19 protein-coding genes and 1 pseudogene are annotated in these 24,424 nt (G+C 68.8%); 6 read left to right on the top strand and 14 right to left on the bottom strand.

Annotation, left to right across the window (positions count from 1 at the left end; translation table 11 throughout):
* Positions 1–2: 2 nt before the first annotated feature.
* From ACFQZV_RS00235 to ACFQZV_RS00215, 5 genes and pseudogenes are all read right to left on the bottom strand, one after another.
* Positions 3–4,670 (bottom strand): ATP-dependent helicase, encoded by a 4,668-nt coding sequence (locus ACFQZV_RS00235; protein WP_378753959.1) that lies wholly within the window; start codon positions 4,668–4,670, stop codon positions 3–5.
* A 107-nt stretch (positions 4,671–4,777) separates the two neighbouring features.
* Positions 4,778–6,380 (bottom strand): annotated as a pseudogene (locus ACFQZV_RS00230) (ABC-F family ATP-binding cassette domain-containing protein).
* A 275-nt stretch (positions 6,381–6,655) separates the two neighbouring features.
* Entirely contained in the window at positions 6,656–7,714 is a 1,059-nt protein-coding gene (locus tag ACFQZV_RS00225) for an alanine racemase (RefSeq protein ID WP_378753941.1), read from the bottom strand.
* Positions 7,711–8,361 (bottom strand): alanine racemase, encoded by a 651-nt coding sequence (locus ACFQZV_RS00220; RefSeq protein ID WP_378753943.1) that lies wholly within the window; start codon positions 8,359–8,361, stop codon positions 7,711–7,713. The genes ACFQZV_RS00225 and ACFQZV_RS00220 overlap by 4 nt, the downstream gene beginning before the upstream one ends.
* A complete protein-coding gene (locus ACFQZV_RS00215; protein ID WP_378753945.1) occupies positions 8,358–9,029 on the bottom strand; it encodes an alpha/beta hydrolase in 672 nt (223 codons plus the stop codon). Before ACFQZV_RS00215 ends, ACFQZV_RS00220 begins: the two co-directional genes overlap by 4 nt.
* Before the next feature lie 34 nt (positions 9,030–9,063).
* Between ACFQZV_RS00215 and ACFQZV_RS00210 the strand changes: the two genes are divergently transcribed.
* Complete coding sequence (locus ACFQZV_RS00210; RefSeq protein ID WP_378753947.1) at positions 9,064–9,651, top strand: NUDIX hydrolase family protein; 588 nt, start codon at positions 9,064–9,066, stop codon at positions 9,649–9,651.
* Positions 9,652–9,832: 181 nt separating this feature from the next.
* Positions 9,833–11,275, top strand: coding sequence for a cell division initiation protein (locus ACFQZV_RS00205; protein WP_378753949.1), 1,443 nt, complete (start codon positions 9,833–9,835; stop codon positions 11,273–11,275).
* Here ACFQZV_RS00205 and ACFQZV_RS00200 read toward each other — a convergent pair.
* From ACFQZV_RS00200 to ACFQZV_RS00190, 3 genes are all read right to left on the bottom strand, one after another.
* Positions 11,264–12,340: a threonine aldolase family protein gene (locus ACFQZV_RS00200; protein ID WP_378753951.1), complete on the bottom strand. Its 1,077-nt coding sequence runs from the start codon at positions 12,338–12,340 to the stop codon at positions 11,264–11,266. The two genes, ACFQZV_RS00205 and ACFQZV_RS00200, sit on opposite strands and share 12 nt — an antisense overlap.
* A 67-nt stretch (positions 12,341–12,407) precedes the next feature.
* The gene (locus tag ACFQZV_RS00195) at positions 12,408–13,064 is read right to left on the bottom strand and encodes an SDR family NAD(P)-dependent oxidoreductase (protein WP_378783216.1); all 657 of its coding nucleotides are present in this window, start codon (positions 13,062–13,064) and stop codon (positions 12,408–12,410) included.
* On the bottom strand, positions 13,057–14,496 hold the full coding sequence (locus tag ACFQZV_RS00190; RefSeq protein ID WP_378754127.1) for a DUF6421 family protein: 1,440 nt from the start codon (positions 14,494–14,496) through the stop codon (positions 13,057–13,059). The genes ACFQZV_RS00195 and ACFQZV_RS00190 overlap by 8 nt, the downstream gene beginning before the upstream one ends.
* 85 nt (positions 14,497–14,581) lie before the next feature.
* Here ACFQZV_RS00190 and ACFQZV_RS00185 point away from each other — a divergent pair, with 85 nt between their 5' ends.
* Complete coding sequence (locus tag ACFQZV_RS00185; RefSeq protein ID WP_378754125.1) at positions 14,582–15,040, top strand: Lrp/AsnC family transcriptional regulator; 459 nt, start codon at positions 14,582–14,584, stop codon at positions 15,038–15,040.
* A gap of 8 nt (positions 15,041–15,048) precedes the next feature.
* On the opposite strand, the gene ACFQZV_RS00180 is transcribed toward ACFQZV_RS00185, so the two are convergent.
* The 3 genes from ACFQZV_RS00180 to ACFQZV_RS00170 all read right to left on the bottom strand — a co-directional run bounded on the left by ACFQZV_RS00180 (position 15,049) and on the right by ACFQZV_RS00170 (position 18,706).
* Positions 15,049–16,545 carry a CoA-acylating methylmalonate-semialdehyde dehydrogenase gene (locus ACFQZV_RS00180; RefSeq protein ID WP_378754123.1) on the bottom strand — a complete coding sequence of 499 codons (1,497 nt, stop codon included), beginning with the start codon at positions 16,543–16,545 and terminating at the stop codon, positions 15,049–15,051.
* Positions 16,546–16,595: 50 nt separating this feature from the next.
* On the bottom strand, positions 16,596–17,909 hold the full coding sequence (locus ACFQZV_RS00175) for an aspartate aminotransferase family protein (RefSeq protein WP_378754122.1): 1,314 nt from the start codon (positions 17,907–17,909) through the stop codon (positions 16,596–16,598).
* 296 nt (positions 17,910–18,205) lie between these two features.
* On the bottom strand, positions 18,206–18,706 hold the full coding sequence (locus ACFQZV_RS00170; protein ID WP_378754120.1) for a hypothetical protein: 501 nt from the start codon (positions 18,704–18,706) through the stop codon (positions 18,206–18,208).
* Between the two features lie 56 nt (positions 18,707–18,762).
* On the opposite strand from ACFQZV_RS00170, the gene ACFQZV_RS00165 reads away from it, so the two are divergent.
* Positions 18,763–19,326 (top strand): 2-phosphosulfolactate phosphatase, encoded by a 564-nt coding sequence (locus ACFQZV_RS00165; protein WP_378754118.1) that lies wholly within the window; start codon positions 18,763–18,765, stop codon positions 19,324–19,326.
* Between the two features lie 61 nt (positions 19,327–19,387).
* On the opposite strand, the gene ACFQZV_RS00160 is transcribed toward ACFQZV_RS00165, so the two are convergent.
* From ACFQZV_RS00160 to ACFQZV_RS00150, 3 genes are all read right to left on the bottom strand, one after another.
* A complete protein-coding gene (locus ACFQZV_RS00160; RefSeq protein ID WP_378754116.1) occupies positions 19,388–19,876 on the bottom strand; it encodes a SprT-like domain-containing protein in 489 nt (162 codons plus the stop codon).
* Between the two features lie 30 nt (positions 19,877–19,906).
* Positions 19,907–20,434, bottom strand: a complete 528-nt coding sequence (locus tag ACFQZV_RS00155) for a hypothetical protein (protein WP_378754114.1) — start codon at positions 20,432–20,434, stop codon at positions 19,907–19,909.
* Positions 20,435–20,517: 83 nt separating this feature from the next.
* Entirely contained in the window at positions 20,518–21,381 is an 864-nt protein-coding gene (locus ACFQZV_RS00150) for a spermidine synthase (protein WP_378754111.1), read from the bottom strand.
* A gap of 244 nt (positions 21,382–21,625) precedes the next feature.
* Here ACFQZV_RS00150 and ACFQZV_RS00145 point away from each other — a divergent pair, with 244 nt between their 5' ends.
* Positions 21,626–23,296, top strand: coding sequence for an ABC transporter substrate-binding protein (locus tag ACFQZV_RS00145; protein ID WP_378754109.1), 1,671 nt, complete (start codon positions 21,626–21,628; stop codon positions 23,294–23,296).
* An 89-nt stretch (positions 23,297–23,385) separates the two neighbouring features.
* Entirely contained in the window at positions 23,386–24,390 is a 1,005-nt protein-coding gene (locus ACFQZV_RS00140) for an ABC transporter permease (RefSeq protein ID WP_378754107.1), read from the top strand.
* The last annotated feature ends 34 nt before the right edge of the window (positions 24,391–24,424 follow it).

The following is a 24,424-nucleotide window of genomic DNA, read 5'->3' as shown; positions in this document are numbered from 1 at the left end:
CTTCATGTGGCCCGCGCCGCTTCGCCCGCCGTCCGGCGTCGAAGGGTCAGGCCCCGCGGGGACTCGACGAACCCGGCGTCGCGCAATGCGCGACCGATGTCGGTGCCCAGGACGAAAGCGCCGTTGACCTGCTCGATCGTGAGGGTTTCGAGGCGGCGGGTGCGCGCGGTGTCGGCCAGGTCGCGCGTGGCCGCACGCAGCACCTCGTCATCGTCGGTGAATGCCAGCGCGGTCTTGCCGCCTCGCTCGAGGTAGAGGGCCAGAGCGCCGTCGACGAGTACGACGAGACCGCCGGCCTTGCGGCCCGGCCGATGCGTGATCCCGTCGAGCGTCGGCCACGCGAGGGCTGCACCGTACGGATTCGCCGGGTCCGTCGCCGCCAACGTCACTGCGGTGCGCGGAGGCGGGTCGGCGAGGCCCGCGTACTCACGCAACCGATCGACGGTGGTGGATGCGGCGAACTGGGCGGCGCCGAGTGTCTCGATGACGTAGCCGCGGCGACAGTGGCCCGCCTCTTCGAACCCCGCGAGCACTCGGTACATCTGCGCGAAGCCGCCCGGCACACCCTCGGCCTGCACGGACCCCCGCGTCACGACCCCGTAGCGATCAAGGAGCAGACTCGCTGCGGTGGTCGCCCGCAAAGTCGGGTCGCCGTCGGGTGTGGGAAGGAGCGACCAGCGCCCTCCCGCGCCTATGGTGCGCGGGGGAACCGCGGGCGCCATCGCGCGGGCCGTGGTGGCGCGATACATGCGCGTGCGCGGGGCCTTGCGCGCGACACGATGGGCCGTGGACCCGCCGCGGACCAGGCTGCGGATCGGCGCGAACGTGTCATTGGTGACGCGCCCTGCCCAGGCGAGGGACCAGAGTGCGTCCACGACCGCCTGCTCGCTGTCGGCGCCGGTCTGCGCGCGGAGCTGGGATGCGAAATAGCCGCCGCCGGCCTCCATCGCGCGCAGCAGTTGGTGCTCGAGCGACCCCGGCGTGATCTCGTCGTCGACAGGGGCGAGCGTCAGAGGCGCGGTGTCGACGGGATGGAGCGCAATCCATCCGTCTCGACCTGGAAGCGACCCCTGACCCGACCAGAGAACATCTCCCGACGCAGTCAGCTCATCGAGCATTGCCGGCGTGTAGTCCGCGACGCGTGAGGGGAGCACCAGCGACTCCCACGCGCTGGCGGGGATCGGCACGCCCGCGAGCTGTTCGATGACCGCAGCGACGCCGTCGACGCCTTCGAGGGGTCGCGACACGTACTGCCAAACGGGGAGGAACCGCGCGAACGCCGACGGGGGCACGGGTTCGACGCTGCCGCGGATGGCAGCGAGTGACCGCATGCGCAACCGGCGGAGCACCTGCGCATCGCACCACTCGAGGTCGTCCCCGGTGGCGGGCGATCCGGGACCGGCATCGGGCAGGAAGTATCCGCCGGCCAGTCGGCCCTGCGATTCGAGCCGTTGCAGGGTGTGTCGCGCGACCGCGGTGCCGATACCCAGACGCGTCGCCACCGCATCCGTCGTGAAGGGCCCGTGGGTACGGGCGAACCGTGCGACGAGATCGCCGAGGGGATCGGCCACGGGTTCGACGAAGGCGACGGGCACCCCCACAGGTAGCGCGACTCCGAGCGCGTCACGCAGTCGCCCGGCGTCTTCGATCGCCGCGACGCGTGCCGCGCCGGCGATCACCACCGCGATCGCACGTCGCGCGGCCACGAGATCGTCCAGAAGGGCCGAGGCGTCGTCGGCGGTGATCGGACCACCATCGGTGGTGCGTGCCGCGACCTCGTGCGCGTCGAGCGGTCCGAGGATGCGCAAGAGGTCGGCGACACCCTCGAGACCTCGCGCGTGGCGCTCCGGATCGAGACGCTGCAGTTCGCGCTCGTGCTGCGCGATGACCTCCGGATCGAGAAGCTCACGCATCTCGACCTTGCCGAGCAGTTCGCTCAGCAGCGACGGGTCGACCGACAGCGCCGCCGCGCGACGCTCCGCCAGCGGCGAGTCGCCCTCGTACATGAACGCGCCGACGTACCCGAAGAGCAGATCGCGCGCGAAGGGCGACGGTTGTGACGGCTCGGTCTCGACGAGCCGGATGCGGCGTTCGCCGATGCTGCGGGCGATCCGCAGCAGGGCCGGGACGTCGTAGACGTCCTGCAGGACCTCGCGCAGTGTTTCGAGGATGATCGGGAACGTCGGATGCCGCCGGGCGACTTCGAGCAGCTGCGCGGAGCGCTGCCGCTGCTGCCACAGCGGACTGCGCCGACCCGGGTCACGGCGGGGCATGAGCAGGGCTCGGGCCGCGCACTCGCGGAAGCGCGAGGCGAACAGCGCCGATCCTCCGACTTCGTCCGTCACGATCTGCTCGAGTTCGTCCGGGTCGAAGACGAACAGCTCGGCTCCCGGCGGTTCTGCGGTGGCGTCGGGAATCCTCGCGATGATGCCGTCGTCGCTGGCAACAGCCGATCCCTCTACGCCCAGCCGCTCCCGGATGCGGGCGTTCACCGCCAGTGCCCATGGCGCATGGACTTGCATGCCGTACGGGGAATGCAGGATGAGACGCCAGTCGCCGACTTCATCGCGCCCGCGCTCGACCGTGAGGTGTTTGTCGGTGGGCAGGGTGCCCGTGATCTCTTTCTGCTCCGAGAGATAGGCCATCAGGTTTCCTTGCGCGAGGGCGTCGAGGCCGGCGTCGTGGAGACGCGCCCGCGAGACCTCGGCCGTCGCCGCGGAGATCTCGCGCGAGAATCGCCCCAGCGCTTCGCCGAGCTCGGCCGGACGCCCGATGCTGTCGCCGTGCCAGAACGGCACCCGACCGGGCTGCCCGAAGGCGGGGAGCACGTTCACGCGGTCGTGCGTGATCTCGACGATCCGCCATGATGTCGTGCCGAGCGTGAAGACGTCGTTGACCCGAGACTCGTAGACCATCTCTTCGTCGAGTTCACCGACCCGCGCGTTCTGACTCTCCCCGGCGATGAAGACGCCGAACAGGCCGCGGTCGGGGATCGTGCCGCCGCTGGTGACCGCGATGCGCTGCGAGCCGGGGCGGCCCGAGAGCGTGCCGTGGTCGCGGTCCCACACCAGGCGCGGACGCAACTCGGCGAACTCGTCGGATGGATAGCGGCCGGTGAGCAGATCCAGCGTCGCCTCGTACGCCGAGCGGGGAAGGTTTCGAAACGGCGCCGACCGCTTGAGGGTCTCGTACCACCCCTCGACGTCGAGTGTGTCGAGGGCGGTGGCGGCAACCGTCTGCTGCGCCAGGATGTCGAGCGGGTTCTGCGGAACCGAGATCGCTTCGATCTGACCTGCCAGCATCCGTTCGGTCACGATCGCCGTGTGGAGCACATCGGCGCGGTGTTTGGGAAAGAGAGCCGCGCGGCTCACTTCGCCGACCTGGTGGCCGGCACGTCCGATGCGCTGCAGGCCTGAGGCCGCGCTCGGCGGAGCTTCGACCTGGATGACGAGGTCGACCGCTCCCATGTCGATGCCGAGCTCCAGGCTCGAGGTCGCCACGACGCACCGCAGGACGCCGGACTTCAGGTCGTCTTCGACCTGCGCGCGCTGTTCTTTCGAGACCGACCCGTGGTGCGCTTTCGCGAGAACCGGCGCGACGCCGGCCGTGGCACCGGACTGCGCCATCATCTGCGCCGGCACAGTGGAGTCGGGAACGTCGAGTCCCTCGCGCTGCGCGTAGATCTCGTTCAATCGCGCGGTCAGGCTCTCGCCCAACCGCCGGGAATTGACGAACACGATCGTCGAGCGATGCTGCATGACGCGGTCGACGATCGCTTCCTCGACATGGGGCCACACGCCGCCGACCGGCGCGGGTGGTTCCTCAGAGAACCACTCGGCGTCGCCGTCGGAGGGTGCGGGCGCGCCGGGCGGCGGGGGCGGATGCAGCATGTCTTCGACGGGAACGACGACCCGCATGTCGAAGGCCTTCGTCGCGCGGGGGGCCACGATCTCGACGGGAGCAGAACCCCCGAGGAAACGGGCGACTTCGTCGATGGGCCGCACGGTCGCCGACAGGCCGATGCGTTGAACGTCCGCGACCGCGGGATCGTTTTCGCGGCGCAATGCGTCGAGGCGCTCGAGGCTGACGGCGAGGTGCGCTCCGCGCTTGGTCGCCGCGACGGCGTGTACTTCGTCGACGATGACGGTGTGCACGTCGCGCAGCGTCTCTCGCGCTTGGCTCGTGAGCATCAGGTACAGCGACTCGGGGGTCGTGATGAGGATGTCCGGCGGATGGGCGACGAGCTTGCGGCGGTCAGCCGAAGGGGTGTCGCCCGAGCGGACGCCCACCGTGATCTCGGGTACGGCGATGCCCAACCGGCGCGCGGATTGCCCGATGCCGACCAACGGTGAACGCAGGTTCCGCTCGACATCCACGCCCAGCGCCTTCAACGGCGAGACGTAGAGAACCCGCGTCGTCGACTGCGGCCGTATGGTCTTGCGCTTCGACGGAACAGCGGGCGCCGCTGCATCCTTCTCACGGAAAAGTCGGTCGATCGCCCACAGGAATGCCGACAGCGTCTTTCCCGAGCCGGTGGGTGCCACGACGAGCGCGTGCTTGCCGTGCGACACCGCATCCCACGCGCCTGCCTGTGCAGTCGTCGGCGCCGCGAAGGCGCCACGGAACCAGTCCTGCGTTGCAGGGCCGAACCGCTCGAGCACATCTCCCACCGCTCCATCTTCGCCGGTGCCACCGACATCGAGGGTCGAGACGTCGCCGGAGTGGGACGTGCGACTGCCGTGGGTGCGGACATGAGGCACCTCGCCCTCCTCCTGGCTCAGCGCTCGGTCAGGCGACCTTCGCGCGTGAGCTCGAGTCGGATGTCGATCCCGATCCGCTCGAGGAAGCCCTCGTCGTGGCTCACGACGATGAGTGCGCCCCGATAGGACGCGAGCGCTTCGACGAGCCGGTCGACGGTGTCGAGGTCGAGATTGTTCGTCGGTTCATCCAGAACGATCAGGTGCGGCGGCGGATCCGCCAAGAGGAGCCGCGCCAGCGCGACGCGGAAGCGTTCACCTCCGGACAGCGTCGATACCGCGCGGGAGACGGTGTCGCCGCGCAGCCGGAACCGTGCGAGTCGATTGCGCAACTGCCCGGGGGATGTCGACGGGGCCGCATCACGAACCGCGTCGAGCACGGTCGCGGAATCGTCGAGACCGTCCACACGTTGTGGCAGGTATCCGATCTGGTCCGTGTGGGCGCGGGCGTGCGGCGCGGAATCGGGCACGGACGTGCCCGCGTCGACCAGACGCTCGAGCAGCGTCGTCTTGCCCGCACCGTTCGGGCCGGTGAGCGCGACGCGCTCGTGCCCCTGCACCACCCAGGCGCGCTCGGCGTCGCCGATCGTCGCGAGCCGCCGACCTGGTGCGACCTGCGGATCGGGTAGGTCGATGATGATCGTCTCGTCGTCGCGGACACGGTCCTGGGCCGATTCGAGGGCCGCCCGTGCGGTCGACTCACGATCTTGCGAGTCCCCGCGCAGTTTCGCCGCAGAGACCTGGGCGGTACGTGAGAGGTTGCCCGCGACGATCTTCGGCACCCGGCGCTCGAGCTGCGCCTTTCGTCCCATGGCGGCGCGCCGTGCGATGACGGTTTCGGCTGCAATGCGGTCGCGCTTCTCGCGCCGTACCGATTGTGCCGCCGCCCGTTCACCACGCCGTGCCGCCTCTTGCTCCGCATCAAGCCATGCTCGCCAGTCGGTGTATCCGCCGCCGAAGACCGAGAGCCGATCGCCGTAGAGCTCAGCGGTGTCGTCGACGAGGTCGAGAAGGGTCGTGTCGTGGCTCACGACGACGAGCGTCCCCGGCCACGTGCGCACCATGTCATGGACGCGGTTTCTTGCGTCGCGGTCGAGGTTGTTGGTGGGTTCGTCCAGCAGCGTGATCGCCGCCCCCGAGAGGCGGATGCCCGTGAGCGCGATCAGCACGGCCTCGCCGCCGGAGACCTCTCCGATGCGACGCTCGAGCATGTCGGAGCGAAGGCCGGCCTCGGCCAGCGCCGCGCGCGCGGGCTTCGACATCCCAGTCGTCACCGACCGCGTCGAAGTGTCGCTCGGCGATGTCGCCCGCCTCGATCGCCCGCAGCCCCTGCAACGCCTCACCGACGCCGAGGACATCGGCCACCGAGCGCGATGTCTCGAGGGTGAGACGCTGAGGAAGCCACGCGGTCATCCCCGTGCGGGTGATGTGTCCTGCGTCGGGCATGAGTTCGCCGGCGATGAGGCGCAACAGTGTGGACTTGCCGGAGCCGTTGCGTCCGACGAGCCCGGTTCGGCGGGCGCTGAAGCTGCCCGAGACTCCGGACAGCGCAGTCGTGCCGTCGGGCCAAGAGAAGGTGACGTCGTCGATGACGACGGCGGGAGAAGACGTATGTGCAGGCATGGTGCCCCGTATCTGATCGGTGCGCCGACGGATCGCCACAGCCGCCCAACCAGGCGGAGTAGATGGACGGTCGGCGCGAATCGAGCACCGACGCGTCGAGGTCAACCGTGCGGAGACCGGAGTCCGGGGTGTGTGGCGAGATCGCCACAGACGAACGACGCGAGCGGCGCGATTACAGCGCGGTCGGGTCGATCATCTTCACGGGACGTCCTCACGTCGACAACAGGAGCATGCGCCACGATAGCGGATGCGGAAGCCGTTGTCTGTGGGCTTGCTCACCTCCGAGCGCCGCGGGCCTCGGGGTCGATGTATTCGCGCGGTACGAGCGGCGACACTCTGACGAGGATCTCCTCGCCGACGGTGCCGATCGCTTCGGCGAGTGTCGTGGCGCTCGACTCGCCGAGGATGCCGGGGCCGAAGATCGCCACGGTGTCGCCGACCGCCGCGTCCGGCCACTGCGCGACGACGCTCGTCGCCGGATCGACGCGCACGAGTGGCTGTGGCCCGCCGGGGGTGCCGACGGTGATGTGGCCCCCGAGAGTGGTGGGGAGGCCGTCCAACGAGCCGTAGGCGATCGTCACCTCGTCGCCACGCACTGCGCTCACGCGGGTGAAGAGCGTCGCTGCGGGAGCGATCCCCGGAATGTCGGGTCCGTCGGTCGATCGCACGCCGTAACCGAACGCGCCGAAGCGCACCAGATCGTGGCGGAATGTCGAGCGGTCATAGCCCGCCGCGCTCGCCGCGAGGTGCAGGACATCGGGTGACAGTCCGGCCGCACGTGCGATGTCGACCGCCCGCTCATACACGGTGCGGGCCTCCTCGTCGTCGTTCTCACTCGCCTCGGCGATGTGGCTCCAGATGCCGACGACGGTGACGTCGCCGGCATCCTGCAACGTCTTCGCCCGCGCGACGAAGTCCGGCCACTCTTCTGCACGCACGCCGTTGCGATGAAGACCCGTGTCGATCTTGAGATGGATGCGGATGCCGCGTCCCCGGGCGACGGCCGCGACCCGTTCGAGCACGTGACGGTCGCCAACACCCACGTCGAGGTCGGCGGCGAGTGCCGCCGTGATCTGTTCGTCGGTGGCGACATCCCACGTGAACACCCGCGCTGTGGGGGCGACCGCGCGTACACGCAGACCCGTGGGGACGTCGAAAGACCCGAACCAGGAGATACCCGCCTGCACCCCGGCTGCGGCGACGGCGTCGACGCCGTGACCGTAGGCGTCGTCCTTCACGACGAACATCACACGCGCCGGGGCGATGTGGGCGCGCAGCGTCATGAGGTTGGTCCGGATGCGGGAGACATCGATCCGCAACAGCGCGTCGGTCATCGGGCGTCCCTCCTGTGTGCGCGCAGTCCGACGGCGCACACCATCTCTTCGGCGGTCATCCCGGTGGCGGCCTCCCACTCCGAGAGCGACGCGGCGCCGCCGAAGTAGGTGACCTCGGTTCCCGGGTGGACGTCGGCGTCGCCGATGTCCACCACGCACACGTCCATCGCGACCCGCCCCACGATCGGGCGACGTTCACCCGAAACCGCGACCGTCACGCGGTTGCCCAGCGCCCGCACGATTCCGTGCGCGTACCCACCCGACACCAGCGCGATACGTGTGTCCCGCGGTGCGCGGTGACTGTAGCCGTACGACACGCCCTCACCGGCGCGAAGGGTCTTGGTCGACAACACGCGTCCTGTCGCGTGCATCACCGGCGCGTCGGGCAGGCCGAACAGGAATCGCCCGTCCACGGTCGGCTCCGCGGCAGTCGTTGTCAGCCCGGCGGCTGCGGCGACGGGTCGAGCGTCGGCATCCGTGCGTGCGGCGCGCACACCGACGTCGGCGAGGATGGGCGCGACGAGGTCCAATCCGTGACCCCAGGCGTCGCGGCGAAGATCCACGATCACGTGGCCTGCTGCTTCCGCGAGCACTGCTTCGGCGCGGGCGGCGAGGGCGACGACATCGATCCAGGTGGTGATCGTCATGTCGATGCCTCCGCGCACCGCTTCTCGAGAAAGACACGGACGTCGGCGATCTCTTCTGTCGAGACACCGTGTGCGAGCCCGGGGTACACCCGGCCGCTCAATTCGGCATGGGCGGGCAACCACTCGGTGGTATGCGCGACGAGCACCTCCGGGATGACCTCGTCGTGGGTTCCGCGCCCCCAGAACACCGGAGGTCGTCGCTCGGCGAGTTCGAGATCGGTGGGCATCGGGCCCGGGGCGACGTATCCGCTCAGGTTGACGACGAAGGCGAAGCGTTCGGGCTCCACGCGCAGGGCTTGCAGTGCCACCGCCGCGCCCTGGCTGAACCCGAGGAGGCCGATCGACTCGGCATCGGCAGCCTCATCGAGCCACTGGATGAAGCGCGTCGCCGCCGCGGTCACCCGGGCTGTGTCGCGGGCGGCGAGTCCTTCGATCGGGTACCAGGAGTACCCTGGCGCCGGCCAGGGGGGAGACAGCGGTGCACGCACCGCCGCGATGACGAACGAGTCCGGCATGTACGAGGACAGATCCCAGAGGTCGCGCTCGTCCGCGCCATAGCCGTGGAGGAGCACCAACAAGGGCCTCCCGGCGCGGTCCTGCGGGGGGACGGACCAGATCACCGCGTCGTGATCGAGGGGAGGCGTCTCAGAAGCGGTATGCGAAGCCATGCCCCCATCTTTCCAGGTGGGGTATACAGGACACATGTCCGTGCGTACTCCCGATCCCGAGCCGTCCGGCGAGGAGCCCTTCGGCCCGCCGGCGGGAAACGTGTCGAATCCGGCGTGGTTGAGCGAGATCGAACTGGCGGAGTCTCGCAGACGCCTGCCGATGCTGTACGTCGAGGGTGTGCCGGTACGGCTGGACGGCATGGGGGCGGTGACCGAGGTCGGCATCCTTCTGCGTGCCACCCCCCTCGGTGAGATGACCCGCACGATCGTCTCCGGTCGCGTGAGGTACGGCGAGACCGTGCGCGACGCGCTCTTCCGCCACCTCGAGAACGACCTCGGCCCGATGGCCTTTCCTCTGCTTCCCCCGCAGCCCGCGCCGTTCACGGTCGCCGAGTATTTTCCGCTGCCCGGTGTGAGCGCGTTCCACGATGACCGTCAGCACGCGGTATCCCTCGCGTACGTCGTCCCGGTCACGGGCACGTGCGAACCCCGGCAGGATGCGCTCGAGGTGACGTGGCTGACGCCCGAAGAGGCATGCTCCGACTCCCTCGCCGATGAGATGGAAGGCGGCCGCGGGACTCTGATCCGCCTCGCGCTCGCCAGCGTCGGCGCGTTGCGCTGACGCGTGTCGGCGACCTGACCTCGGGGGTTCGCACGCGCCTCGTTCCGGGGTAGTGTTCCCTTGATCGCCCGCGCACGCCCGAGCTCCCGAGTGTTGCGGCGTGGTCACCGCCGTGACGCAGTGCGCTCCCGCGTCGGTCCGGCGCTTCCCCCGCTTACACCCCCGAGAAAGCGCAGACGTCATGTCCGACCCCCAGACGCCGTTCGATGAGTTGATGGCCGCTTCGGCGTCGTCGACACCTTCCGCCGAAACCGTCTTTCCGACGGTGTTCCGCGGGTACGACAAGGAGATCGTCGATGATGCGATCGCCGCGCTGACCTCGCGGGTGCGGCAGCAGGCCGATGCGATCGCCGATCTCGACGAGCGCGCGACGCAGGCGTACGAAGCCCACGCCGACCTCCTGGCGACGGTGCAGCGCCTCGAAGAGGAGTCCGAGGCGGCGAAGGTTCGGGCGAAGGATGCGGAGGACCGGGCGGCGACAGCTGTCGACGACGCGCTCGCCGAGAGCCGAGCCACCATCGAGAGACTCGAGTCCGACCTCACCGCCGCCCAGGCGAAGGCGACCGACGCCGAGAACCGCATCGAGGGGCTCGCCGAAGAGCTCGTCGCGGCGAACGACGACACCCCGGGACGCAACAAGTTCGAAGAGATCCTCCGCGTCGCCGAGGAGCAGGCGAACGTTCTGCTGCGCAATGCGTCGACGCAGGGCGAGCGGCTGCTCGCTGCCGCGCAGGAAGAGATCGAGACCAAGCGCAAGGATGCCAAGGCCGACGCCGAGGCGATCATCTCCGAAGCGCAGCACGATGCGCAGCAGATTCGCCTGCGTATCGACACGGAACTGACGGCCCACGAGGCGCGGATCGAGCGCGAAGCGACGCATGCCGACGAGAAGGTCGCGCAGGCGGAGCAGGAGGCCGCGACGATCCGCTCCGAAGCCGAGAAGGGTGCCGCCGCGTTGCGGGCCCTCGTCGCGCGTGAGACGACGCAGATGCGCGCAGAAGCAGAAGAGGCGGTGCGGGAACTACGGATGCGGGCGCTCGAGTTCGAGGAGTCGCTCACGCGTCGTCAGGACGACGCGCAGCAGGAGTTCCTCGCGTTGCACAACCAGGCGGTCGCCCACGCCGATCGCATCACGCAGGACGCCAACGACCAGGTCGCCAATTCGCTCGAGCACGCGAAACGCGTGTCGCTCAAGGCGGAGGATTTCGAGCGGCTCATGCGGGCGCAGGCGGCGCAGATCGAAGCAGACGCCAACCTCCGCGCGCGCGAGAAGCTCGATCGTGCGCGTGACAAGGCCCAGTCGATCATCGACACCGTCGTGACGCACTCCCAGGCCGTGCTGCGTGATGCCGAAGACCGCACGCGTCAACTGCGGTGGCAGCAACAGCAGCTGACCAGCTTTATGTCGGAGGTCAAGGAACTCATCCGACCCGAGGGTCTCGCCGAGCCGACGCAGCCGGCCCCCGACGAGACGGATCAGACCGATGCGTCGGACGAGGCGCAGGCCGACCCGTCCGAGGGCGACGTCGTCGAGGTCGAGACTGCCGTGGAGATCGACGAGTCATCCGACGGTGACGCCGCCGATGAGGAGTCGGACGGCGACGACGAGGGCTCAGGCGTCTGAACCCGCCGTCTCGCGAGTGATGGCCGCGATGAAGGCGTCGATGTCGTGCGTGCTCGTGTCGAACGAGCACATCCACCGCACCTCGTTGCGCGTGGCATCCCAGTCGTAGAACCGGAACGACTCGCGCAGGCGATCGGCCACTCCGTCGGGCAGCGTCGCGAAGACGCCGTTGGCCTGCGTCGGCTGCGTGAACGAGACACCGCGGATCGAGCCGTCGGCAAGCCCGGCTTCGATCCCGGTGCGCAGCCGCTGTGCCATCGCGTTGGCGTGTGAGGCGTTGCGCAGCCACAGATCGCCGTCGAGCAGCGCGACCAGCTGTGCTGAGACGAACCGCATCTTCGAGGCCAGTTGCATGTCGAGCTTGCGCAGATAGGTGAGTCCCTCGGACGAATCCGAGTCGAGCACGACGATCGCCTCACCGAGCATCGCGCCGTTCTTCGTCCCTCCGAAGCTCAGCACGTCCACGCCGGCGTTGCGGGTGAACGCACGCAGCGGCAGACCGAGCGAGGCCGCGGCGTTCGAGATGCGGGCGCCGTCCATGTGAAGGCGCATTCCGCGTTGGTGCACGTGATCGGCGATCGCGCGGATCTCATCGACGGTGTAGAGCGTGCCGAGTTCGGTCGACTGGGTGATCGACACCACGAGAGGCTGTGCGCGGTGCTCGTCTCCCCACCCCCAGGCTTCGCGATCGATGAGGTCCGGGGTCAGCTTGCCGTCGTCTGTCGGAACGGTCAGCAGCTTCATTCCGCCCACACGCTCGGGAGCGCCGCCCTCGTCGACGTTGATGTGCGCCGTGCTCGCCGAGATCACCGCACCCCAGCGGGGGAGCATCGACTGCAGCCCGACGACGTTCGCGCCCGTCCCGTTGAACACGGGAAACGCATCGACGCCGTCGCCGAAGTGGGCGCGCATGACCGACTGCAGACGCTGTGTGTAGGCGTCTTCGCCGTAGGCGACCTGGTGGCCGTCGTTGGCCGCGGTGATCGCCGCGAGGACTTCGGGGTGGATGCCGGAGTAGTTGTCCGACGCGAAGCCACGGACGTTCGGGTCATGCAGAGTCGTCATGGTTCCATTCTGGTCTCAACGGACGCCGTCGCGGTCCCGTCGGCGTGCGCGTGGGGAGGCGGGTGATCTACGCGGAGGCGAGGTCGATGATCGTGTCGTTGATCTCGATGGCGGGGGCATCCCACAGTGCGACGAACGCCTCGGCGAGTGTGTCCTCGAGCCCAGCGAGACTCTTGACACGGAAGACGACGGATGCCGCGCGCAGCGGCGCGTCGGCATCGCGTGCGGCTTTGGCGAACCCCTGTGCGACCGCGCGGGTCCACGCTTCGCTCGCCGCTTTGACCGCCGCGTAGTTCGCGCCGCCCGCGAGGGGGCGTGCGACGGCGGTCGATGACACGATCGCGACTCGCGCGGCCTCTGATCGGCGCAGGGCAGCGTCGAAGGCGCGGGTCGCGTGTCGGAGGGCGGTGAACGAGGCGAGGAGCGCGTCGAAGTCATCGTCGCTCTGTCCCGCAAGTCCGCCGCCCCCGCGCCACCCGCCGACGAGGTGGAGGAGCCCGTCGATCGGGCCGACGGCCTCGGCGAGGCGCTCGACGGCCGCGAGGTCGCTGAGGTCGCAGACGGCGGCCTCGGCTCCCGCCGCGGCGACCTCATCGAGACGATCGGCGCTGCGCCCGACCGCGACGACCCGGGCGCCGGCCCCCACCAGCGCGCGGGTCGCCGCGAGACCAGAGGCACTCGAGGCGCCCGCGATCACGACGGTGCAGTGTGACAGGTCAGTCATCCTGGGCGGTGATCCCCACCGTCGACTCGATCACGGGACGCATCTTCTTCTCGAGTGCCTCGAAGAACATCGACAGCGGGAACTCGTCGTCGAGGACCGCGTCGGTGTAACCCTTCGGCGGGCCGGCGAGGATGTCATCCGGCAGACCCCGAGCCCAGCGTGAGGCCGGGTTCGGCGTGAGCGTCGTGCGCACGAGGTCGTACGCGGCCAGCCAATGGGCCGTCTTCGGGCGGTCGATCGACCGCCAGTACAGTTCATCGATCGCATCGGCGAGGTCGACCACCGCCGCCGGGACGACATCCCAGTCGAACGCCAACGCGGTGTCGGTCCAGTGCAGGACGCCGCGCTGATGCAGCCACGCGAACAGCAACTGCCCACCGAGGCCGTCGTAGTTGCGTACGCGCGACCCGGTGATGGCGAACCGGAAGATGCGATCGAAGATCACCGCGTACTGCACGAGGACGGCGTGCTCCAGCATCTCGGCCTCGGCGGGCGTCAGCGCTTCTGCGCCGTCGTTCTCGCGCACGGCGCGCAACCGATCGGCGATCCGCACGCACTCGCGGAATGCGGTGAGGTCGCAGCGCAGTTCCTCGAGCGAGTAGAGGAAGTACGGCATCCGCTGCTTGATCATGAACGGATCGAACGGCAGGTCGCCGCGCATGTGTGTGCGGTCGTGGATGATGTCCCACATGACGAAGGTCTTCTCGGCCAGCGCCTGGTCATCCAGCAGTCGGGCGGCATCTGCGGGCAGCTCGAGCTTCGTGATCTCGGCCGCTGCCCTGGTGACGCGGCGGTAGCGCGCGGCCTCGCGATCCTGGAAGATCGCTCCCCACGTGAACGTCGGGATCTCGCGCATCGCGACCGTCTCGGGGAACAGAACCGCCGAGTTGGTGTCGTATCCGGGCGTGAAGTCGACGAGCCGCAACGAGACGAAGAGACGGTTGGTGTACTCCCGCTCGAGCTGCGCGATGAATTCGGGCCAGATCGCCTGCACGATGAGCGCTTCGACGTGCCGGTTCGACGACCCGTTCTGGGTGTACATCGGAAAGACGACGAGGTGTCGGATGCCGTCGACCCGGTGATGCTGGGGTTGGAAGGCGGTCAACGAGTCGTAGAAGTCGGGCACCCCGAATCCGTCCCGCGACCACCGATCGAAGTCGGCGATGCTCGCGGCGAGGTAGTCGGCGTCGTGGGGGAACAGCGGCGCGAGGTCGGCGATCGCCGCCGTGATGGTCTCGACATGGCCGCGTGCCGTCGCGTGATCGGATGCCTCGGGCACCGAGCCGTCCTTCACTTGGATCGACTGGAGGGCGGTCGCCGCCTCCTTCAGCCGTGCCCACGCCGCGGTGGTCTCCACGCCCTGTGCGAAGCCGTCCTCGACGACCTCGGGTTCGCCGACGACGCTCGTGGTGACGGTCGTGTGAGTCTGCATGGGAACCTCCGATCCGATATCGCGGAAAGCCCGCGTGCAGGAAAAATTCCTGCACTGTCAGGGTGCTACCGGTATTCTTCCATGCATGACTGACGCTGTCGATATCCGAATCCTGGAAGCGATCTCCGCGGACGCGCGCGCCACCCTCGCCCAACTCTCCGACAAGGTCGGGCTGTCGGTGTCGGCGGTGCAGACCCGTCTGCGCAAGCTCGAATCCACGGGCGTGATCACCGGCTACCGCCCCGTCGTCGACCCCGAAGCCCTCGGAAAGCCGCTCGCCGCGTTCATCGAGATCACGCCCCTCGATCCCGGTCAACCCGACGACGCCCCCGAGCGGCTGTCGCACCTCAGCGAGATCGAGGCGTGTCACTCGGTCGCCGGCGACTCCGCGTACATGCTCTTCGTCCGCGTGGCATCGCCCCGCGACCTCGAAGCGCTCATCCGCGATATCCGACTCGCGGCATCCGTCAACACACGCACCACCATCGTGCTGCAGACGTTCTTCGAGAACCGCCCGATCGCACCGGGCGGTCCTCGAGACTGAGAAAGGTGTCAGTCGTGCTGGGGGAAGCCCAGGTTCAGACCGCCGTGTGATGGGTCGAGCCAGCGTGAGGTGATCGCCTTCTCCGCGGTGAAGAAGTCGAACCCGTGCGGGCCGTACGCCTTCGCATCGCCGAAGATCGAGGCCTTCCATCCGCCGAACGAGTGATATGCAACCGGCACGGGGATCGGCACGTTGATTCCGATCATGCCGACGGTCGCCTCGCGTTGGAAGCGTCGGGCCGCGCCGCCGTCGTTCGTGAAGATGGCCGTGCCGTTGCCGTACCGGCTGCCGTTGATGATCTCGAGGCCTTCTTCGTAGCCCTCGACGCGCACCACGGACAGCACCGGGCCGAAGATCTCGTCGGTGTACACCGCCGAGGACGTCGGAACCCGATCGACGAGGGTCGGGCCGAGCCAGAATCCGTTCGCGTCACCGTCGATCTCGATTCCGCGACCGTCCACGACCACGTCGGCGCCGTCCTCGGCTGCGAGATCGAGGTACGACGCGACCTTGTCGCGGTGAGCCCGCGTGATGAGCGGACCCATGTCGCATCCGCGCATGCCGTCGCCCGTGCGCAACGTCGCCATCCGCTCCGACACCTTCGCCACGAACTCGTCGGCGATCGAGTCCACCGCCAACACGACCGAGATCGCCATGCAGCGCTCGCCGGCCGACCCGAAGCCCGCGTTGACGGCGGCGTCGGCCGCGAGGTCGAGGTCGGCGTCCGGCAACACCAGCATGTGGTTCTTCGCGCCGCCGAGGGCCTGCACGCGCTTGCCGTGCGCGGTCGCCGTCTCGTACACGTACTGCGCGATGGGCGTCGAACCGACGAACGAGATCGCCGACACATCGGGGTGCGTCAAGAGCGCATCGACCGCTTCCTTGTCGCCGTGGACGACGTTGAAGACACCTGCGGGCAACCCCGCCTCGACGAAGAGCTCGGCCAGCCAGTTCGCGGCAGTCGGATCCTTCTCGCTGGGCTTGAGCACCACCGCGTTGCCCGCGGCGATCGCCACCGAGAAGAACCACAACGGCACCATCGCAGGGAAGTTGAACGGGCTGATGATCCCCACGACACCGACGGGCTGACGGATCGTGTAGACGTCGATGCCCGTCGAGACGTTCTCGGAGTACGCGCCCTTCGTGAGCTGCCCGAGACCGCAGGCGAACTCGACGACCTCCATGCCGCGGGCGATCTCACCCAGCGCGTCCGAGAACACCTTGCCGTGCTCGGTCGTGAGGATCGCCGCCAGCTCTTCCTTGCGCTGATTGAGCAACTCGCGGAACGCGAACATCACGGTCTGACGCTTCGCGATCGACGTGTCGCGCCAGGATGCGGCCGCCGCGGCGGCGGACTCGACGACGACGGCGACGTCGTCGGTCGAAGCGAATCGCACCTGCTTGTGCACCGTGCCGAGCGCTGGGTTGTAGACATCGCCGGTGCGGGTTCCGGTTCCGGCCCAGGAGGCGCCGTCCACCCAGTGGTCGAGGGTGTTGTCGGTCATGGGTTTTCCTTCCTTCGAGCGCCCCGCTTGTGGCGGGGAGCAGGGACTTGTCAGAGCGCGGACTCGACGCTCGTGAGGGCTTCGTCGTAGATCGCCATCGCCCGCGCCACTTCGTCCTCGGTCACGACGCAGGGCGGCACCACGTGGATGCGGTTCTCGGCGGCGAACGGGACGAGTCCACGCGAGGTGAGTTCGCCCTTGAGCCGGGCGATCACGTCCGGTCCGACGGGTTCACGTGTCGCGCGGTCGGCGACCAGTTCCATCGCCCAGAAGACCCCCTCGCCCCGCACCTCGCCGATCAGCGGGTGGGTTTCGGCGAGAGCTCGAAGACCGGGGCCGATCGCCGACTCGCCGATGTGGCGTGCGTGGTCGACGATGCCCTCCGATTCCATGGCGTCCAGCGCCGCGACGATGGACGCGGCGGCGAGCGGATGCCCGGAATAGGTGAGGCCGCCGGGGAACACCCGATCGTCGAAGGTCGCCGCGATCGGCTCCGAGATCAGCACGCCCCCGACCGGCACGTAGCCCGAGTTGACGCCCTTGGCGAAGGTGATGAGGTCGGGCACGGCATCCTCTCGCTCGAACGCGAACCAGCGTCCTGTGCGTCCGAACCCCGCCATCACCTCGTCGAAGATGAGCACGATGCCGTACTCGTCGGCGATCGCGCGGACCCCCGCAAGATATCCCGGTGGCGGAAGCAGGATGCCCGCCGTGCCGGGGATCGACTCGATGAGGATCGCCGCGATGGTCTGCGGGCCTTCGGCTTGGATGACGCGCCGCAGGTGGTGGAGTGCCCGTTCGCTCTCCTGCTCGGGGGTCGTCGCCCAGAACTCGCTGCGGTACAGGTACGGACCGAAGAAGTGCACGTGCCCGCGCGCGTACTGGTTGGGGGCGCGGCGCCAGTCGCCCGTCGCGACGATCGCCGCGCCGGTGTTGCCGTGATACGAGCGGTACGTCGACAGCACCGTGTCGCGCCCGGTGTGGAGGCGCGCCATGCGGATCGCGTTCTCGTTCGCGTCGGCGCCGCCGTTGGTGAAGAACACCTTGCGGAATCCCGCGGGAGCCTTCGCCACGATGCGCTCGGCGGCGCGTCCGCGCGTCAGATTCGCGGTCGGCGGCCCGATCGTCGTGAGCTGTGCGGCCTGCTCCTGGATCGCCGCGACGACGGCCGGATGCTGGTGCCCGATGTTGACGTTGACCAACTGGCTCGAGAAGTCGAGCATTCGGTTTCCGGCGTGATCCCACACGGTCGAGCCCTCGCCACCCGCGACGATGGGGAGTTCGAGGTCGCGCTGGGCCAGCCACGAGTGGAAGACATGTGCGCGGTCGAGTCGGCGCGCCTCGGCGTCGGCGTCTTCAGTCACGGGAGTCCTTTCGGGGGAGAGAAGTCTCTTCAGACACGCTCCACGGTCACCGCCGCGAAATCAACCGACAGTCCCGGCGGGGAACTGTCTCCGCCGGGACGGAACGTCCGAAACGGCCGGACCTCCCGGGTTCTGGAGGGCTTGTCTCCCGGTCGTCGCGCGGCCGCGGGCACAACTGCGGACGCGCCCGGCGACACGCCGGCTCGTGCGGCCGCGCCGCGGCGTGTCGTCCGGAACGCCCGCACTTGTGCTCGGCTCTCGGCTCGAGGTCGCGGCTCGAGGTGGCGTGCCCGGGGTCAGGATGCCTCGGGGTCGTGCGCCCAGGTCGGGGCGAGAGCGCGGATGCGGGCGCCTCGCCATTGCCACATGCTCCACAGCACGGGCCACAACAGACCCGCGGTCGGGCCGCCGAACACCAGGCGATCACGCCAGAGCGTGCGACTCGGATGCCCCGGGAGCGGCGAGATCGCCATCTGGTGGTCCCACACGTCGAGGCTCGACAGGGGGCCCGTCAGCGGGATGCCGCTGTCGCGGAAGATCCGCACTTCGCCGGTGGGCTCAGTGACGGTGCGCTCGCTCACGTGGATGAGCTGTCGCCCCATCGGCACGGTGCCGAACGCCGAGAGGGCGACCGGGACGTCGTCGCCCGGTGACCAGCTCGTCGGCATCCCCGCCGGCACAAGCGGGGCGAGGTCGAGTACCGGACCGTACAGCTCGGCGATCGCGCGGGGGGAGCGGACCGCGCGCCACGCGGCATCCGGATCGCAGTCGATCTCGAGCTTGAGCAGAACGCGCATGACACCAGTGTTTCATCCGCCTGGAGCCGACGGCTCCGCAGTTCTAGGCTCGTCCGGTGACGTCTTTCGACCAGCATCGCTACCAGGTCCGTCTCGAGTGGGGCGCGGCGGGAATCGCGCGCCTCGCGCCGGCCGATGTCGTCGTGATCGTCGACGTGCTGCCCACCGTCGAGGACCCTCCGGGTGTCGGCCGCGACGCTGCCCGGATCGTCGCGGTCGCCGAGAGTACGGGCGCCCGGGTGGTGCACGGCGACATCCGCACCGCCGGCGCGGTCGCGCGAGAGCTGCTCGCGGAGCAGGGGCGCCGCGCCGCGCGCACGAGCATCTCGGTCATCGCCGCGGGCGAGCAAACGTCGGATGGCGGGATGCGCGTCACCGTCGAAGACCTCCTCGGCGCCGGGGCGATCATCGACGCGCTCGGTGCTCTCGGCATCGATCACACCTCCCCCGAAGCAGCGGCGGCGTGTGAGGCCTATCGCGGACTGCGTCCGGCGCTGCGTCATCTGCTGGCAGCCTCGGGGTCGGGACTCGCCCTGAGCGAGGCCGGAGGCCGGGACCGGGTGCACGCGGCGGCCATCGTCGATGCCACTGCCGAGAACGGATCCCCCGCCGAAGTGTGATCCTCGGCCGCGTCCGGGTCGGTCGGTCGGTTGGTCGGTCGTTCGGAGCGAGAAGTGGCGGTCAGCGCGGCGTCAGCGCGGCCAGGCGTGCCGCCGGGGTGATCTCGCGACGCCGCCACGAAAACGCGTAGCGCTCGTCGAATCGCGGGGCGCAGGTCGCGCACGAGGTCGCCCGGGACGGTCGACGGTGTCGGTACGCCGTGTGTCCCGCGGGGCAGACGCCGACCCACGGGGCAAGATCCGTGGCGGTCTCGCCGTGGTGGGTCGTGCCGCCCACATAGCCGAGATCCCGCGCGATGCGCTTCCACTGGGGGCCGTGGCCCGCAGAAGGCCCGGCGACGGCATGCGCGACTTCATGCAGGAGCGTCTGGTGGTTGTCGTCGTCGTCGTATCGCGCCGCGAGGTACCGCGAGACGCTGATCCGTCGCTTGCTGTAATCGCACAGACCTGCGCGGCGCTTGGCGTTGTCGAAGGCGAACGTCCAGGTCTCGTCGAGGTGGGTGGCGATCAGGGCTTCGGCCCATGTGCGCACGCGATGAAGGTCCGACATAGAGGCGAGATTAGAACAAACCTACGACATTCACCCGGCGAGGGTGGAGGTCATGCGGCGGCGGTCTGCGGCATCCACCGCGTGCAACACCGCGGCGAGCTCGTCTTCGCTGGCGCCCGATTCCTGACGCAGGAACAGCGTGCGCTTGAAATCCTCGCGCGCTGCATCGAAATCCCCGGCCTCGAAGTGCGTGCGCCCGCGATGCTGATATGCGAACGCCGCGATCCCCGACCAACCCTGCCCCTCGGCTTCTTCGGCGCAGGTCGTGAGTTCTTGCTCCGCGGCGGCAGAGGCGCCTCGCGCGCGCATCACGGTGGCGTGCAGGATGCGAGCCCGCAACAGGTCTTTGCGGGTACCTGCCATCCGCGCGACCCTGACGGACTGTTCGGAGAGCACGAGGGAATCGTCGAGACGGTCGAGCATTTTGAGCAGCCATACGCGCTCGAGAAGCGCGGGAAGGCTGCGCTGCTCGCCGATCTCATCCAGTCGCTCGCGGCATTCGTGGGCGTCGACGATTTCGCGCAACGTCTCGGGATCGTAACCCTTGATATAGCTCACGACGACTCCCTTCGCTCGGCGTCCATCCAGTGTGCATCGACCCTGGCGCGCCGGTCCGTCGGCACGCCGGGGTTGTTCCGTGCTCAGCGGTCGAAGACCGAGTCCGAGGGTTTCGGTGACGGGCGGGCATCGGCATCCGTCGCGATCCCCGCACCCTGGATGAAGCGTTCGATCTCCGCGCCTTCCGCGACCTTCGCCGGGTGGGGTCCGGCCGCCATGAGGCGGGGCAGCCACTGCGTGGGGAGGGGGCGAGCGGATGCGGCGAGCACCACGTTGCCGAAGCGCCTGCCCTTGAGCGTTTGCACTTCGGCGAGCAGGATCACGTGCTCCAGCACCTCGCGCACGGTCGCGACCTGTCGCCGCGCGAACGCAAGACCGGCGCCGTCGGCGACGTTGACTAGCAGCACCCCGTCGTCGGCGAGCAGTGCCGCCGCCTCGCGGTAGAACTCGCGGGTCGTCAGGTGGGCAGGTGTCTGTGCGCCGCTGAAGACATCCGAGACGAGCAGGTCGACGTTGCCGGTCATGGCGTCGGGGAGGCGACCGAGCCCGGCGCGTGCGTCACCGATGCGCACGCGGATCGCCGCGCCGCGGCGGAGGGGGAGGTTCTCTCTGACCAGGTCCCAGAGCGCGGGTTCGAGTTCGATCACCTGCTGACGCGACCCCGGACGCGTGGCATCGATGTAGCGCGGCAGAGTGAGGGCGCCGGCGCCGAGGTGGACGGCGGTGATCGGCTGCCCCGGCATCCGGAGGACGTCGACCACGGCACCCATGCGGGCGATGTACTCGAAGTGCAGATGTGTCGCGTCATCGAGGTCGACGTGCGACTGCGGCGTGCCGTCGACGACGAGTTCCCATCCGCCGGCGAAGGCGGCCGTCGTGACCTGCGCGATCGTGCCGTCGGACAGCCGCGCCCGCGCCGGCGCAGGCTCGAATCTCGCACGCGCCATGGATCCACGTTACCTGTTCCGATTGCGGAGACGGAGTTATCCACATAGGGGGATATGCGCAGAACAGGTGGCGGGCATTGAGCATTACGCTGATGCGCACGCCGCTGACACGGTCGATACACGATCGAGACGAAGGCGTAACCTCCGGCCACCGCGGTCGCGGGTAGCTTCGTCTCATCACATAGCCGGCGGGCGACGACGCCGCGGCGTCGGTCCGCCGAACCACACGGAAGGTGCACAGCACATGCTCCACAATTCGAGAAGGCGTTGGATGGCGGGCGCCGCAGCCGCTGCCATCGGCGCGCTGATCCTGACCGGATGCGCCAGCGAGCGCGGGGACGACGGCGGTGACGCCGAGGGTGGCGTCGACGGCACGTTCGTCTTCGGTGCTTCGTCCGACCCGGCCAACCTCGACCCTGCCTTCGCGCAGGACGGCGAGACCTTCCGCGTCTCGCGCCAGATCTTCGAGGGACTCGTCGGGACGGTTCCCGGCACCGCCGACCCCGCCCCGCTCTTGGCGGAATCGTGGGAGTCGTCCGAGGACGGGATGTCGCACACGTTCCAGCTGAAGGAGGGCGTCACCTTCCACGACGGCACCCCGTTCAACGCTGACGCGGTGTGCGCGAACTTCGACCGCTGGTACAACTGGACCGGTCTCGCCGCCAGCGAGGCGCTGTCGTACTATTACGGCAAGCTCTTCCGCGGATACGTCGAGAACCCCGAAGACGCCGTCTACAAGTCCTGCACCGTCGACGGGGACTCGACGGTCACCGTCGAACTCAACCAGCCGTTCGCCGGGTTCATCCCCGCGCTGTCGCTGCCCGCGTTCGCCATGCAGAGCCCGACCGCGCTCGCCGAGTACGGTGCCGACGAGATCGGCGGTTCGGCCGAGGCGCCGACGCTTTCGGAGTACGGCCAGGGACACCCCACCGGAACCGGACCGTACAAGTTCGACGAGTGGTCGCCGGGCGAGCAGCTGACGCTCTCGTCCTACGAGGATTACTGGGGTGACAGCGGGCAGGTCGACGAGATCATCTTCCGCGTCATCGACGATCCGACGGCCCGTCGCCAGGCGCTCGAGTCCGGTTCGATCGACGGGTACGACCTCGTCGGGCCGGCCGACACCGCCGCTCTCGAAGAGGACGGCTTCACGATGGTCTCGCGCCCGCCGTTCACGGTGCTCTACCTCGCGTTCAACCAGGCGGTGCCCGAGCTGCAGGACCCCGTCGTGCGTGAAGCGCTCTCGCATGCAATCGACAAGGACGCGCTCATCGCGCAGGTCCTCCCCGAAGGCACCGAGAAGGCGACGCAGTTCATGCCCGACACGGTCAACGGGTGGAACGCCGACGTGACCACCTACGAGTACGACCCCGAACTCGCGATGTCGCTTCTGGCCGAAGCCGGCTACACCGAGGACAACCCGCTGACGCTGACCTTCAACTACCCGGTCGACGTCTCGCGTCCGTACATGCCGGACCCGGAGCAGATCTTCACGGTCCTCTCCAGCCAGCTCGCCGAGGTCGGTGTCGTCACCGTTCCCGAGACGGATGCGTGGAGCCCCGACTACCTCGACAAGATCACGGGGACCTCGGATCACGGCATCCACCTCCTCGGGTGGACGGGTGACTACAACGACACCGACAACTTCGTCGGCGTCTTCTTCGGAGGACAGTCGTCGGAGTGGGGCTTCGACAACCCCGAGCTGTTCGCCGCCCTCGCCGAAGCGCGTGGTGTCGCGAACCTCGAGGAGCAGACGGCGCTCTACCAGGCCATCAACGAGATGGTCGCGACGTTCATCCCGGGTGTCCCGCTGGCCCACCCCGCCCCGACGCTCGCGTTCTCGCCGCGCGTCGAGAGCTACCCGGCCAGCCCGGTCAACGACGAGGTCTTCACCGACATCGTCCTGGCCGAGTGACCGCGGCCTGAGCCGCACGGCGCGGCGCGGAGGGGAACGACATCCCTTCCGCGCCGCGCTCCACCCCGACATCCTGGAGATCGCCCGCAGTGCTGCGCACCATCGGAAAGAGGCTTCTGCTCCTCGTCCCCACCCTCGTCGGCCTGAGCATCCTGCTCTTCCTCTGGGTGCGGTCGTTGCCCGGAGGCCCTGCCGTCGCCCTCCTCGGTGAGCGCGCGACCCCCGACGCGATCGAACGGATCAACAGCCTCTACGGGTTCGACCGACCGCTGCTGGAGCAGTACTTCACGTGGACGGGACGTCTCCTCGCCGGCGACTTCGGCGCGTCGATCGAAACGAGCCGCGCGGTCACCGAGGAGTTCTTCCGGCGTTTTCCGGCGACGATCGAACTGTCGATCGCGGCACTGATCTTCGCGATCGGAATCGGTGTGCCGCTCGGATACTGGGCGGCACGGCGCCACGGCAAGTTCACCGACCACGCCTCGGTCGTGCTGAGCCTCGTCGGAATCACCATCCCGGTGTTCTTCCTGGCGTTCATCCTCAAGTACGTCTTCGCCGTGCAACTGGGCTGGTTGCCCTCCGACGGACGACAGGACCCGCGCATCGACGCCACGCATCCCACGGGCTTCTACGTTCTCGACGGCATCCTGACCGGAGAGTTCGATGCGGCGTGGGATGCCATTCTGCACCTCATCCTTCCCGCCATCGCGCTGGGGACGATCCCGCTCGCGATCATCGTGCGCATCACGCGCGCTTCCGTCCTCGAAGTGCAGAACGCCGACTATGTGCGCACCGGACGCGCCAAGGGGATCGGTCGGGGAACGCTGCGCAACCGCTTCATCCTGCGCAACGCGATGCTCCCCGTGATCACCACGATCGGCCTGCAGGTCGGTCTGCTCATCGCCGGCGCGGTGCTCACCGAGACCGTCTTCGCCTACCCGGGGATCGGTTCGTTCCTCGCCCAAGCGATCTTCGCGCGCGACTATCCCGTCTTACAGGGGTTCATCATCTTCATCGCGATCGCCTACGCACTGATCAACCTCATGGTCGACATCTCCTATAGCTTCATCGACCCGAGAGTGAGGGTCTCATGAACGACATCCTGAACGTCACGGGGGGAGGAGACGC

The sequence above is a fragment of the Microbacterium koreense genome, from assembly GCF_042677105.1.
GTDB lineage: Bacteria > Actinomycetota > Actinomycetes > Actinomycetales > Microbacteriaceae > Microbacterium > Microbacterium koreense.
Note: the sequence above shows the minus strand (reverse complement) of the source record. Positions and strands in the feature narration are given on the sequence as shown.

Coding starts and splice junctions, on each gene's coding strand:
- ACFQZV_RS00225 (WP_378753941.1), bottom strand. CDS start 7,714: ATGACCGACGCGCTGTTGCGGATCGATGTCTCCCGCATCCGGACCAAC.
- ACFQZV_RS00220 (WP_378753943.1), bottom strand. CDS start 8,361: ATGACGATCACCACCTGGATCGATGTCGTCGCCCTCGCCGCCCGCGCC.
- ACFQZV_RS00215 (WP_378753945.1), bottom strand. CDS start 9,029: ATGGCTTCGCATACCGCTTCTGAGACGCCTCCCCTCGATCACGACGCG.
- ACFQZV_RS00210 (WP_378753947.1), top strand. CDS start 9,064: ATGTCCGTGCGTACTCCCGATCCCGAGCCGTCCGGCGAGGAGCCCTTC.
- ACFQZV_RS00205 (WP_378753949.1), top strand. CDS start 9,833: ATGTCCGACCCCCAGACGCCGTTCGATGAGTTGATGGCCGCTTCGGCG.
- ACFQZV_RS00200 (WP_378753951.1), bottom strand. CDS start 12,340: ATGACGACTCTGCATGACCCGAACGTCCGTGGCTTCGCGTCGGACAAC.
- ACFQZV_RS00195 (WP_378783216.1), bottom strand. CDS start 13,064: ATGACTGACCTGTCACACTGCACCGTCGTGATCGCGGGCGCCTCGAGT.
- ACFQZV_RS00190 (WP_378754127.1), bottom strand. CDS start 14,496: ATGCAGACTCACACGACCGTCACCACGAGCGTCGTCGGCGAACCCGAG.
- ACFQZV_RS00185 (WP_378754125.1), top strand. CDS start 14,582: ATGACTGACGCTGTCGATATCCGAATCCTGGAAGCGATCTCCGCGGAC.
- ACFQZV_RS00180 (WP_378754123.1), bottom strand. CDS start 16,545: ATGACCGACAACACCCTCGACCACTGGGTGGACGGCGCCTCCTGGGCC.
- ACFQZV_RS00170 (WP_378754120.1), bottom strand. CDS start 18,706: ATGCGCGTTCTGCTCAAGCTCGAGATCGACTGCGATCCGGATGCCGCG.
- ACFQZV_RS00160 (WP_378754116.1), bottom strand. CDS start 19,876: ATGTCGGACCTTCATCGCGTGCGCACATGGGCCGAAGCCCTGATCGCC.
- ACFQZV_RS00150 (WP_378754111.1), bottom strand. CDS start 21,381: ATGGCGCGTGCGAGATTCGAGCCTGCGCCGGCGCGGGCGCGGCTGTCC.
- ACFQZV_RS00145 (WP_378754109.1), top strand. CDS start 21,626: ATGCTCCACAATTCGAGAAGGCGTTGGATGGCGGGCGCCGCAGCCGCT.